At 50.1% G+C, this 13,002-nt stretch carries 9 protein-coding genes; 5 read left to right on the top strand and 4 right to left on the bottom strand.

The window, feature by feature from the left end; all coding sequences use genetic code 11:
• On the top strand, positions 1-1,943 hold a 1,943-nt coding region (locus tag QQK89_RS26970), incomplete at its 5' end, for a dynamin family protein (RefSeq protein ID WP_284241876.1).
• Positions 1,944-2,024: 81 nt separating this feature from the next.
• Here the strand turns inward: QQK89_RS26970 and QQK89_RS26965 are convergent.
• The 4 genes from QQK89_RS26965 to QQK89_RS26950 all read right to left on the bottom strand — a co-directional run bounded on the left by QQK89_RS26965 (position 2,025) and on the right by QQK89_RS26950 (position 5,199).
• A complete protein-coding gene (locus QQK89_RS26965; RefSeq protein ID WP_284241875.1) occupies positions 2,025-2,531 on the bottom strand; it encodes a hypothetical protein in 507 nt (168 codons plus the stop codon).
• Between the two features lie 53 nt (positions 2,532-2,584).
• Positions 2,585-3,088: a DUF3888 domain-containing protein gene (locus QQK89_RS26960; protein WP_284241874.1), complete on the bottom strand. Its 504-nt coding sequence runs from the start codon at positions 3,086-3,088 to the stop codon at positions 2,585-2,587.
• Between the two features lie 193 nt (positions 3,089-3,281).
• Positions 3,282-4,544: an MFS transporter gene (locus QQK89_RS26955; protein WP_284241873.1), complete on the bottom strand. Its 1,263-nt coding sequence runs from the start codon at positions 4,542-4,544 to the stop codon at positions 3,282-3,284.
• Positions 4,545-4,572: 28 nt separating this feature from the next.
• Positions 4,573-5,199 carry a TetR family transcriptional regulator gene (locus QQK89_RS26950; protein WP_284241872.1) on the bottom strand — a complete coding sequence of 209 codons (627 nt, stop codon included), beginning with the start codon at positions 5,197-5,199 and terminating at the stop codon, positions 4,573-4,575.
• Between the two features lie 628 nt (positions 5,200-5,827).
• Between QQK89_RS26950 and QQK89_RS26945 the strand changes: the two genes are divergently transcribed.
• The 4 genes from QQK89_RS26945 to parE all read left to right on the top strand — a co-directional run bounded on the left by QQK89_RS26945 (position 5,828) and on the right by parE (position 13,000).
• Entirely contained in the window at positions 5,828-7,612 is a 1,785-nt protein-coding gene (locus QQK89_RS26945) for an ABC transporter ATP-binding protein (RefSeq protein ID WP_284241871.1), read from the top strand.
• The gene (locus tag QQK89_RS26940; protein WP_284241870.1) at positions 7,609-9,456 is read left to right on the top strand and encodes an ABC transporter ATP-binding protein; all 1,848 of its coding nucleotides are present in this window, start codon (positions 7,609-7,611) and stop codon (positions 9,454-9,456) included. The genes QQK89_RS26945 and QQK89_RS26940 overlap by 4 nt, the downstream gene beginning before the upstream one ends.
• Before the next feature lie 115 nt (positions 9,457-9,571).
• The gene (gene purT / locus QQK89_RS26935) at positions 9,572-10,750 is read left to right on the top strand and encodes a formate-dependent phosphoribosylglycinamide formyltransferase (protein ID WP_284241869.1); all 1,179 of its coding nucleotides are present in this window, start codon (positions 9,572-9,574) and stop codon (positions 10,748-10,750) included.
• A 279-nt stretch (positions 10,751-11,029) separates the two neighbouring features.
• Complete coding sequence (parE, locus tag QQK89_RS26930; protein ID WP_284241868.1) at positions 11,030-13,000, top strand: DNA topoisomerase IV subunit B; 1,971 nt, start codon at positions 11,030-11,032, stop codon at positions 12,998-13,000.
• Positions 13,001-13,002 lie beyond the last annotated feature (2 nt).

Raw genomic sequence — 13,002 nt, 5'->3', positions numbered from 1 at the left:
GGCCGCAAGCCGGCGCCGCGCTCGCCGGCGGCGAAGCGCTCGCGCAGCAGCACGGCGCCGCGACGCGGCTCGAGCACGCGGCTGCGCTGCTGGCGCCTTACGCGCCGCTGACCGCCAGCGCGGACGCTATGCGCGATAAAGCGACCCGGCTGCGAGACAGCCGGTTTACCATCGCGCTGTTCGGAGCCTTCAGCGCGGGCAAATCCTCGCTCGCGAACGCGTTGCTCGGCGAGCCGGTGCTGCCGGTGTCGCCGAACCCGACAACCGCAGCGATTAACCGCCTCGTGCCGCCAACGGCTGAGCACGAGCATGGCACTGCTCTTGTCGTCATGAAATCCTATGACGCCATTATCGAAGACCTGCGCTACTCGCTAGCTCTTCTCGGCGAGGATGCTTCCGAAAGCGCGCTTCCGAACGCATCGGCGATTATGCTCGCAATCGACATGTTAACCCCGGATGTCATCCATGCCGGCGGCCGGCCGCATTACAGCTTCCTCCGCGCGGCACGCAAAGGCTGGGAGGCGCATGAAGCGCTGCTTGGCACGCAAATCTCCGTATCGCAAGCCGAATACGAGAAATTTGTAGCCGAGGAGTCCCGTTCTTGCTTCGTTAGAGAGATCGAGCTGCATTACGACTGCCCGTTGACGCGTCAAGGGATTGTGCTTGTCGATACGCCGGGGGCAGATTCCGTTAATGCCCGCCATACCGGAGTAGCGTTTAATTACATCAAGAACGCGGACGCTGTCTTGTTCGTGACTTACTATAACCATGCCTTCTCGCAAGCGGACCGTCAGTTCCTGATGCAGCTTGGACGCGTGAAGGATCAATTCGAGCTGGATAAAATGTTCTTCCTCGTCAATGCGGCGGATCTTGCCGCGGATGAGGAGGAGCTTGAAGGCGTGTTAAGCCATGTGGAGACGAACCTGCTTCAACACGGCATTCGTAATCCGCGATTGTTCCCGGTATCCAGCCTGCAAGGACTGGATGCGAAGATGGATGGGAACGGGGAGCTGCTTCAGCAATCCGGGATTGAGGCATTCGAGCAATCGTTCCTTGGATTCGTGCAAAAGGATCTCGGCAAGCTGGCGATTGACGCGGCTGAGCAGGAGATTACCAGAGCTGCCTCAACAGTCGCAGGTTGGCTGAAGAGCGCTGCAGGCGATGCCGCATCCCGACAGGCAGAAAGCGAACGTCTCGGCAAGCTACTGGTTGAAGCAACCGCTTCGATCCGCAACTTCCAGGAGAATGATCCGCCGGCGCAGCTGCAGCAAGAGCTAAGCGAGCTTCTGTATTATGTTGTGCAGCGGATTCAGCTTCGTTTCGGCGAGTTTTACAATTATGCCTTTAATCCTTCTACCTTGCAGGATGATGGCCGTGATTTGCGCAAAATGATCTGGACCGCTTGGCTTGAACTTCAACGCCAAGTACAAACCGAGCTTTCTCAAGAACTGCAGGCAACTACGCTGCGTCTTGACCGGAAGGTAAACAGCCTGTTGAAGAAGCTGTATACGTCGCTCACCGAGCAGATGGGATTATTGATCGAAGGATATAACAGTCCGGCATATACAGCGAAGGATCTTCCAACGCCGGATGCCGTGGCCGAATGGCAAATGACCGGTATTGACGCCAAATGGTTATGGGGCCGATTCAAATCGCCGCGCCATTTCTTTGAGGGGGAAGGCAAGGCAGCACTTCGCAAGGAGCTGGAGGAAGCGATTTCGCCTGCGCTCCAAGGTTGGATGAATGAGCATATCGATAGCTGGTCGGGTCTGTATACTGGTTTGTGGAGACAATGTGCCGAGGAGACTGGCAAAGGTCTGGCTGAGGATCTGTCGAACTATGTGGCGGGGATGCAGTCGTCGTTATCGGACGAAGCCGACACCGGACAGCTTCAGAAGCTGCATGACCAAATTTCGGAGCTGCAATCGGCAGCACTTGCCTAACGCTTATCGCATTTATCATGTTAATGCCCGCAATGGCTTGAATGAAGCCGTTGCGGGCTTTTATGCTTGTAGCTGCAGTAATCAATCATAACCGCCTTCAGCAGATGGCAGAGCTTTATAGGATTGTTTGTCTTCGACGATCTGCTGGATATAACTTCGCAGCTCCTTTAATTGCTCGGCATCTTGTGTCATCTCGCAATATTCGTTCGTCCATTCTAAGGTTTTGGACACGCCATTCACGGTAACGTTCCAGCTGTCCGTATTGCTCGGAGTTTGCGAGCAATTTCCGCGTTCCGGAAATTGTTTGGCTTTCAGTATGTTTAAGTCTTTCATTTTGCCATAAATCGCCCGAAGCTCCTCCTTGCTGAATGACAGGTCCGCCGTAGCCGTTCCCTTTGTTATGAGATCTTTTGTAACGGTGTTGTTATAAGTGTTAATCTCGTTTTTGTTGACTTCCCCGTATCCGAAGCTAACCGAAAATCCGAAATCCTCCGGCATTTCATCCGGCATTTGAGCAGCCTGTTTTTCCTTCGCGCATCCCGCCAAAAACAGAAAGGCAACGCTAATAATCATCAAAACCCTTAACATAATATCCCCCCTTGCAACGTTAACGCGCTAAGGTCAGGAATTGTTGCGCAAATTCATCTCAGAATATCTTGATAATTAGGAGGGAAATCTTCCTTCTTTGGTCCTTTTAAATGTTTGAATTCCAGCAGCTTTACACCAACAATGGGGGAGATTTGAAAGGTAAACCGATCTTCGCCTACCGGAATATGAGGACCTACAGTTGGTACCGCCTGAAGGGTAATTCGCAGGTCGAAACCTCTAAAACCGTTCAATCGTTCCGTCTCTATTACATCAACATAATAAGGGTAAATATCAGGTGTACCGGTTAAGACATCCGAATAAGCTTCGGTCAATTTATCATGCATTTTTGGCAGTAATTGCAGCACAAGCATATCCTGCAACTGCAACTCCCTGGAATCTTGTTCCGGTTTAATAACTGCATTCGCAGCGTGTATTTCAAATACATCTGAACAAGCTGCCGGTACTGAACAATCCGATTTTTGTTTCAATACTCCCAGGCTGTCAAAGTTCAAGCAAAGCGTCAATAGTACTAATACGTGCATCAACCATTTGGACAAGACAAAACCTCCTGTTTTTGTCTTATTGTTCCTATTGCTGTCATGGCTTATAGCTTCGAGGAAACTTGAAAAACATGGCACAGTCAATCTTCGAACTCGCAATTGCAATGTTATCAAAAGTGGACCGTAAGGCTGTTTTCAGCCTTACAATGCTACGGTGTGCATGATAATGGCGCACGGAGTGCCCGCGCATCTACCCGCTCACTCCATCACTCCGCTCTTGCTTCCGACCTGCAATTAGGCGAGGCAATCTCGCAAAATAATAAATACTTACGCCAAACATGCAAATCCCGAGCATGTAGTGAAGCCAAGTTATGGAGATCCAGCTTGGAAATGCCAGCGCAACAAATCCAAGCGCCAGAGAATGACCAAGCATCATGAGAGGGTCTGTGAGCGCATTAACTTTGCCCATATACTGCGGTATAACAATGTCTGGCATCCAGCCGCCGATTACGATATTGGCCGGAGCAAGGATAACGCCAATCAGCAAAATCAAGCCAAGGTAAAGAGGCACGGATGAGACCGAACCAATAGCAAACGTTAGCATGCTCGCAATAAAAAAACCTGCAATGAGCACATTTGTTTTAGAAAATTTCTGGATTAGAAAAGGAGCCATCAAACTTCCGGCCATGAACCCAACGCCAAGAAAAACCATGATGAGAGAGGAATGGACCAAGTAGTTGTCGGGACTTAGCTTATATTTCATGACAAAGATGGGGAGGACGGCGAATGTGCCGTTAACGATGCCAAAGAAAAAGAAGGCGTGCAACAAATGAAAGAGGAGCTTATTTCGATAAATATATTGAAATCCTTGCCTAAGATCACTCCATATTAGAGAGGTTTTGAGTTCTTTGAGCCGGCTTTTGCCATTAGGGATACGCGCTGCTTCCGGATAACGACCCGTGGATATAAGCAACCCCGAGATAACAAAACTTATCGCATCAATCAGGAGCGCGCCTGTAATGCCAAGCCAATAGTATGCCGCGGCGCCTAAGCTGAGCCCAAAAAGCATAAATAACGCGTTGACCATTTGATTAAATCCCGCAGCCTGCACGTATTGCGCAGGGAGTAAGCTTCCTTGCACAAGTCCCATCTCCGCAGGTCCAAACAATCTCGAAACCGCGCTCCTAAGGAACAACAAAGCAAAACAAAGCGATAAGAAATCATAATGGATACCTATCAGAAGGAGCATTGTCAGCAAGGCCCGGATCCAATCGCTGTAAGCAGCGATATGTTTGCGGTCGAATCGGTCGGCGATAACGCCTACAATCCAGAACACAACAAGCGTTGGCAAAGAATACATGAGTTCTGCTACGGAGGCTAACGATGGCCGCGAAGCAAAGCGGTCTACAAGATAATAAGCAAATGCCATATTGCCGATGACTGTACCGAGCTGGGAGGCGACTGAAGCTGCGAATAATCGCCTGAATGCCAAATTGCCTAGTAAGGCAAGCATAATAAAGGACCTCCGATCCGATACACGGTTATTCTTCTGACTCCAAGTTCAACAGCTGTTTCAAATAATCAAGCAAGGCCTGGATTTGAACCTGTGAATTTGCCGTTTCCGTGCCTACCGCAACGGAATGCGTAACGATGCCTTCTTGATAAGAAGCAATTATCCTGGCAATGTCCCGCACCGGCATTTGCGGCTTGAACTCATCTTGATCAATTCCGCGCTGCAGCAATTCCGAGAAGCGGTTAATGCCATCCTCATAGCGTTTTAGTAGCATAGATTTTCTTGCGCCATCCCTAGAGCCGGTCAGGAAATATTCGTAAAAAGCCGGATAAAAGCTTTGTCCAAGCCCCGTGCACAACTCTTCTTGCAATTGCAAAAAATTGCCGCGGATCACTTCCCAAACGCGAGATTGATTACGTAACGTTATTTGAAGCTGATTGTCATATTCGGCGTCCTGGTAATCCAATAAAGCCTCGAAGATCTCTTCTTTAGTCTGGAAATACAGATAAATCCAGCCCCGGCTCATGCCGGTCTCTTCCACAATGTCCTTAAGCGTCGCTTCCGCGTATCCCTTTGCCGTGAATACCCGTTTGCCGGCTTCAAGAATTTGAAGTCTGCGCTGCTCTTTTTGATCATTCGATATTTTAGGAGACATCCTACACATCCTTTTCGCAATAAAAAATGAACCATGTGTCATTTATTATAATGACACATGGTTCATTTTACAATATATGCAATTAAATTATTGCTAACTCCGATCATGCCCGGGATCCTGTTACTATCGGTACCTGTATAACCGCTAACTGGCTGCCTTCCTTTGTTTTTTTCATAATGAAAGATAGCTTAAGTAAACAAGGAGGCGCTAATGATGCGTGCAATGATGATTCCTACATATGGGGATGCCGAGGTGTTGTTTCGTTGCTGCCCACGGCTTGTTTATCTCATAATAAAACGTCCATTCCAGAAGAACGGACGTTTTTATTTTTTATAAAAAGTTACCCCTTTTACATATACCTGTGTGTTTCTGTGCAAAAATGGAGGAATTGCCACACATCGGGGATGATTATGGACTATTTAGGAGGATACCCCGTTAAAATTTTCTAATTCGCCATAATCGGCTGTTTCAGCTAAATATTCGTGATTATCTACTGTTTGCGCGGTTCTTGCCGTTACTGCTAATATTCATCACATAACCGGGTGAAACGAAAAACGCCGTATTTTCGCGGCAGAACGCGTTTCAATCCAGAGGATTTTTAAACTAGAGAACGGGGAGATGGATTTTTTTGGACGTCTTTAGGCAACTGAAAAGGTTTTATTGGGTTGAGCGGAGGTATTTGCTATCATCAATCATCTGTCTGATGTTTGCGACAGCGCTTGGCCTGGTTTACCCGAATTTGCTGCGTTATCTGATTGACGATGTCATTAAGCCAAAAGACTTTGACAAAGTACCTATGCTTGCGCTTGCCGTGGTAGGGGTTGTTTCTTTAAAAGGGTTCATGCAATTTCTGCATGGATTTTTCGGCGGACGTCTCGGCAACCGGGTTACCTTCCGGCTTCGCAACGCTTGTTACGAGAAACTTCAAACGCTTTCTTTCCAATATTACGATAAAGCGAAAACAGGCGATTTGATGTCCAGATTAACAGCAGATCTGGAAGCGATCCGGCAGTTTATCGGTTTTGGCTTTGCGCAACTCCTGAACGTAGGCTTAATGATTCTGTTCGGCGGCGCCATGATGTTGTCTATTGACTGGAAGCTGACGCTCATTACGTTAGTTACGATTCCATTCCTCGCTTTTACGGCTATTCGGTTTGAGAAACGCATCCATCCGGCCTTCCGCGAAATGCGGCAGGCGATGAGCAATCTGACGACAGCCGTGCAAGAAAATATTACGGGCGTAAGGACGGTCAAATCGTTTGCCCGCGAACCTTATGAAGTAGATAAGTTTGCTAAACGCAATGAGCAATTCCAGGCGAATCAGATTGGCGCATCTTCGATCTGGGCAAAGTTTTTCCCTTCGATGGAACTTCTCGCCAACTTGAGCGTCGTTATCTTGCTGGTGGCAGGCGGTACGCTCGTTATTCGCGGTTCATTAACGCTTGGGGAACTCGTGGCCTTTTTCAGCATGATCTGGTATATCATCGGTCCGATGTGGGGGATTGGGTTCCATATCAATAACTATACCCAATCGAAAGCCTCTGGCGAGCGGGTTATGGAACTGCTTAATACCCATATCCATGTGCAGAGCATTGAGAATGCGGTTGAGTTCGATAAAGAAATGGTTAGAGGGCATGTTCGCTTCAATAACGTAACTTTTAACTACCCGGACAATGCGCCTGCGGTATCCAATATTACGATCGATGCGGCGCCAGGCAAAGTAGTGGGACTTCTCGGGGCTACAGGCTCGGGCAAATCAACGATCATTCAGCTCCTGATGCGCGCTTATAACGTGAAGACGGGGTCCGTTACGCTCGACGGCGTCGATGTCCAGAATCTGGACGTACAAAGCTTGCGCAGCCAGATCGCTCCGGTATTCCAGGAAACGTTCCTGTTCTCGGCCTCGATCAAGACGAACATCGCCTATGGCGAAAGGGATGTAACGGATGAACAGATCATTCGGGCGGCCAAACTCGCGAAAGCGCATGATTTCATCATGGAGTTGCCTGAAGGGTATGAAACGATTGTAGGGGAAAGAGGGATGGGCTTATCCGGCGGCCAGAAGCAGCGGATTGCCATAGCGCGCGCTCTAATACGCAATCCTCGCATTCTTATTCTGGACGATGCGACAAGCGCGGTAGACATGGAGACGGAACACGAGATTCAAGCAGGCTTCAAGGAGCTGATGGCAGGGCGCACGACGTTTATTATTGCGCATCGTATCTCGTCCCTTCGCCATGCCGACGAAATTATCGTACTGGACAAAGGCCATATCGTGCAGCGCGGCACGCATAACGAGCTGATCGCCCAGCATGGTCCATACCGCGAGACGTACAATATCCAGTATGCGGATCGGCCGCTCGCAAACCTAGATTCTTCGCAGCCGGAGCGGAAAAGGAGCGTTGTTCAGTGAGTAGTAACAATAAAGACCTAAGAGATCGAATTAACAACGCAAGCGATAAAAAAGAACGGTTTATTTACCAGGACGACGACGCGATCGAAAAACCGTTTAACTGGTCGCAGATGCGCCGCTTGTTCTATTATATGAAGCCGTATACGCGCCAGCTTACGCCTGTTATTATCGCGATGATTATCGGCACGATTACGCGGCTAACGATTCCGGCGCTTACGATTCTAGCGATTGACCATGCGATTCAGCCGCCTGAAGGCGATCCGAGTTACGGCAAGCTGTATTTGATCGCCGGCGTTATGGTTGCGCTGTTCATTATTCAATGGGCATCCAACCAATACCGGATCAAATACACGAATATTATCGGGCAAAAGGTAATTTATGATCTCCGCCATCATCTATTTCAGCATATTCAGAAGCTGTCGTTCCGTTTCTACGACAAACGTCCTGCCGGTTCCGTGCTGGTCCGCGTGACGAATGACGTTAACGCCTTGCAGGACTTGTTCACGAACGGCGTCGTCAACTCTTTGATGGATTGCGTACAGCTTGTAGGCATCATTATTATCCTGCTGTTCTGGAACTTCAAGCTTGGCCTCGCGGTCATGATCACGGTTCCAATTATGTTCCTTGTGTCCACTACCCTGCGCAAACGGATCCGCTTCGCATGGCAGGATGTCCGGAAGAAGCAGTCGCGAATTAACTCCCACCTGAATGAGAGCATTCAAGGGATGAAGATTACGCAGGCGTACGTGCAGGAAAAAGAAAACATGAGTTTCTTCGAGAACATGAACGCAGTGAACGTTAAAGCTTGGAACAAAGCTTCAGCGCTTAACCAAGCGTTTGGACCAATTATTGAAATAACGTCGGCGGTCGGTACGTTTATTCTGTTCTGGTACGGTTCCTATCTCATTGAACATCAAGAGATCACGGTAGGGTTGCTGGTCGGGTTCGCCAACTATGTCGGCAACTTCTGGGACCCGATCAACCGTCTTGGCCAAGTGTATAACCAGCTGCTCGTTGCCATGGCTTCCTCCGAACGTATCTTCGAGTTTATCGACGAGGAGCCGACGGTTGCCGAACTCCACAGCGCTAGACCGCTTGCGAGCATAAAGGGCAATGTGCAGTTCGACAATATCGTGTTTGAATACGAGAAGGGTAGGCCCGCGCTGCACGGCATCAGCATAGACGTGAAAGCAGGTCAGTCCATTGCGCTAGTCGGCCATACCGGCTCGGGCAAAAGCACGATCATTAACCTGCTCTGCCGGTTCTATGATCCGGTACTCGGCAGCGTTAAGATTGACGGCGTAGATATCCGGAATGTGACGCTGGACAGCTTGCGCTCGCAAGTTGGCCTTGTTATGCAGGATACGTTTATATTTGCCGGCACCATTCGCGACAATATCCGGTACGGCCGATTGAACGCTACGGACAATGAAATCGTGGAAGCCGCAAAAGCGGTCAACGCGCATGATTTCATCATGTCGCTGCCTGACGGCTACGATACGGAAGTCGAGGAGCGGGGGAATGTCCTGTCCATGGGGCAGCGCCAGCTGTTATCCTTTGCCCGCGCGTTGCTTGCGGATCCTAAAGTTCTCATTCTGGATGAAGCGACGGCAAGTATTGATACCGAAACAGAGCTGAAGATCCAGGAGGCGCTCAAGACGCTGCTGAAAGGCCGTACGTCCTTCATGATCGCTCACCGCTTGTCCACGATTCGCCATGCCGACGAGATTATCGTGCTGGATCATGGACGGATTGTCGAGCAAGGAAACCATGAACAATTAATCCGGCAAAACGGCGTTTATAACGGTCTGATCGAAGCTCAATATCGATTCTTGTCGGCCTAGTATTGATTTTTGCCCAAAGAACCTCCACAATGGAAGAAAAATAAACCAGCCCGCGAAGGATGTTCATACCTTCATCCGCGCGCTGCTGGATTCTTCCGGGAGGTTCTTTTTTATTATGTATGGATCACCATTGACAACGAATGCACGCAAACTTCTGCTGCTTGGCTCGGGCGAGCTTGGCAAGGAGGTTGCTCTTGAGGCGCAGCGCCTTGGCGTAGAGACCATTGCGGTTGACAGATATGCGAATGCGCCGGCGATGCAGGTTGCCCATCGTTGCCATGTTACCGATATGCTTGACGGAGCTGCGATTCGAAAAATTATTGAAGACGAGAAGCCGGACTTTATCGTACCCGAGATCGAAGCGATTGCAACCGAAACGTTACTGGAGCTTGAACAAGAAGGCTTTAATGTCATTCCGACGGCGCGCGCGGCTCGTCTGACAATGGACCGCGAAGGCATTCGCCGGCTTGCCGCCGAGACGCTTGGTTTGCCGACGGCTCCATACCAGTTCGCGGATTCGCTTGACGAATTGAAGGTAGCGGTTAAGGAAATTGGTCTTCCTTGCGTTATCAAACCCATTATGAGTTCTTCCGGTAAAGGACAAAGCGTATGCCGTACCGAAGAAGATATCGAGAAGTGCTGGAACTATGCGATGGAAGGCGGACGCGCCAAGAAAGCACGCATTATCGTAGAAGGCTTTATTACGTTTGAATCCGAAATTACGCTTCTGACGATCCGTTCGGTGTCCGGGACAAGCTTCTGCGCGCCAATCGGCCACGTTCAGAAGGATGGGGACTATATCGAGTCCTGGCAGCCTCATGCCATGACGGTGGAGCAAATCAAGCAAGCCGAAGAGATTGCCCTTCGCATTACAGACGAGCTTGGCGGTTACGGCTTGTACGGCGTAGAGTTGTTTATTACGCAAGACGGCGTCTTGTTCAGCGAAGTATCTCCGCGTCCTCACGATACCGGAATGGTGACGATGGCGACTCAGGATTTGTCCGAGTTTGCGCTGCATGTCCGCGCGATCCTTGGCTTCCCGATTCCAACGATTAGGCTTCTGTCGCCAGGCGCAACCCATACGCTGAAGGCTGACCGGGAATCGGCATCCTTCCGTGTCGGAGGGCTTGAAGAGGCGCTTTCCTTGCCAAATACGCAAGTTCGCGTATTCGGCAAACCGGAGACCAAAGTTGGACGTCGGATGGCTGTTGCGTTATGCACGGCCGGCAATACGGACGAGGCGCGCGATCTGGCTCGTCAAGCGGCAGAATCCCTGCGGATTCAGTACGACTAATCGGTCAACTATGGCAGCGGCTTCCCTTGTGATACAGCAAGGCGAAGCCGCTCGTTTTTTGCGCGGAATGAATGGAAATTGTTCATTACGTGAATGAATAATTTAGCGTGGGACGCGAATTTATGTTATTCTGTTAATCCATTGAGCGCTTTGACCGATATTGATTAGGGCGATATGACTGACATTATTATACGTGTCTTTACTAATCGGGATAAGTTGAATTAAAATAGCTTGAAGATATGGAAACGTGAAGCTTCGCAAAATTTAGGAGGCATACCCATGGCAGAGCAAGTTGATCTTTTCGCAAAAACAGCGGCCCCGGATCGGAATTATGAGGCCGATGATATACAAGTGCTCGAAGGCTTAACCGCTGTACGAAAGCGGCCAGGCATGTACATAGGCAGCACGAGCAGCTCAGGCCTCCATCATCTGGTCTGGGAAATCGTCGATAATGCCGTAGACGAGCATTTGGCGAAATTTTGTACGGCGATCGACGTAACGCTGCACAAGAATGGCGCGGTTACCGTGCAGGATAACGGGCGCGGCATTCCGACAGGGATGCATAAGACAGGAATTCCAACACCGCAGGTTGTTTACACCATCTTGCATGCCGGCGGTAAGTTTGGCGGCGGGGGATACAAGAAATCGGGCGGTCTGCACGGCGTAGGCGCTTCCGTTACGAACGCGTTGTCCGAATGGCTGGAAGTGGAGATTTTCCGTGACGGGAAAATACACAAGATGCGCTTCGAATATTGGGTGGACGACAACGGCAAAGAGCATGTCGGCGAACCCGTAACCGGTCTTGTCGTGACCGGGAATACGCACCGGACCGGCACGAAGGTCACGTTCAAGCCTGACGGACGCGTCTTCCAAGGCGGTACATCGCTTAACTACGATACGCTGGCCGAGCGGCTGCAGGAAATTGCGTTCCTGAACTCCGGCCTCAAGGTTACAATCAAGGATGACCGCAGCGGCAAAGAGGATGTGTTCCACTATGAAGGTGGCGCGCGCCAATTCGTCCAATATTTGAATGACGATAAGACCGTCCTTCATGAGGTCGTTCATTTTCTCGGCGAGAAAGACGAGATTGAAGTGGAAGTTGCCCTCCAATACAATGATGGGTATACGGAAACGATTGCCTCGTTCGTTAACTCCATCCCGACGCGTGGCGGCGGTACGCATGAGACGGGTTTCAAAACCGCTTATACCCGGGTTATGAACGAATATGCGCGCAAGGCTGGTCTTTTGAAGGAGAAAGATAAGAATCTCGAAGGCAATGATCTGCGCGAGGGCATGATGTCGGTTATTAACATCAAGATGTCCGAAGTGGAATTCGTCGGCCAGACAAAGGACCAATTGGGCAGCGCATCGGCAAGGGGCGCCGTGGACGCCGTGGTCTCCGACAAAATGCAGGTATTTCTTGAGGAAAACCCGCAAGTGGCGCAAATGCTTCTGAAAAAAGCGGTACAAGCCTCCAGAGCAAGAGAGGCGGCCCGCAAAGCACGCGAAGAGATCCGCAGCGGCAAGAAGAAGAGCGAAAGCTCCAATCTGAACGGCAAGCTGACTCCCGCGCAATCGAAGGATTTCTCGAAGAACGAGCTGTTTATCGTCGAAGGGGATTCCGCGGGCGGTTCGGCGAAGCAAGGCCGGGATTCGAAGCATCAGGCGATCCTGCCGCTGAAGGGCAAGCCGATGAACCCGGAGAAAGCTAAGCTGCATGATATTCTGAAGAATGAAGAATATAAAGCGATTATCAGCGCGATTGGCGCTGGCGTCGGTCCGGAGTTTGACGCGGATGAATGCAATTACAACAAAATCATTATTATGACCGATGCGGATACGGACGGCGCACACATTCAAGTGCTCTTGCTGACGTTCTTCTACCGGTATATGAAGCCTCTCATTGATACCGGGCGTGTATACATCGCTCAACCGCCTTTATACAAAATTACACGCAAATCCGGGAAGCTCGAGACGGTCCGTTATGCTTGGACAGATGAACAGCTGCAAAATTATTTGAAGGAATTCGGCAAGAATTTTGAACTGCAGCGCTACAAAGGACTTGGCGAGATGAATCCTGACCAGCTGTGGGAGACCACGATGGATCCGGAAACCCGGACTCTTCTGCAGGTGCAGATCGAGGACGCGGCCAAAGCAGAGCGCCGCGTATCCGCGTTGATGGGCGATAAGGTAGATCCGCGCAAGCGCTGGATTATCGAGAACGTGGACTTCACAGAATACGTAGAATAGGA

This window comes from Paenibacillus glycanilyticus (assembly GCF_030161375.1).
In the GTDB taxonomy this organism is placed as follows: Bacteria; Bacillota; Bacilli; order Paenibacillales; family Paenibacillaceae; genus Pristimantibacillus; species Pristimantibacillus glycanilyticus_B.
This window is presented reverse-complemented; position numbering and strand designations above follow the sequence as displayed.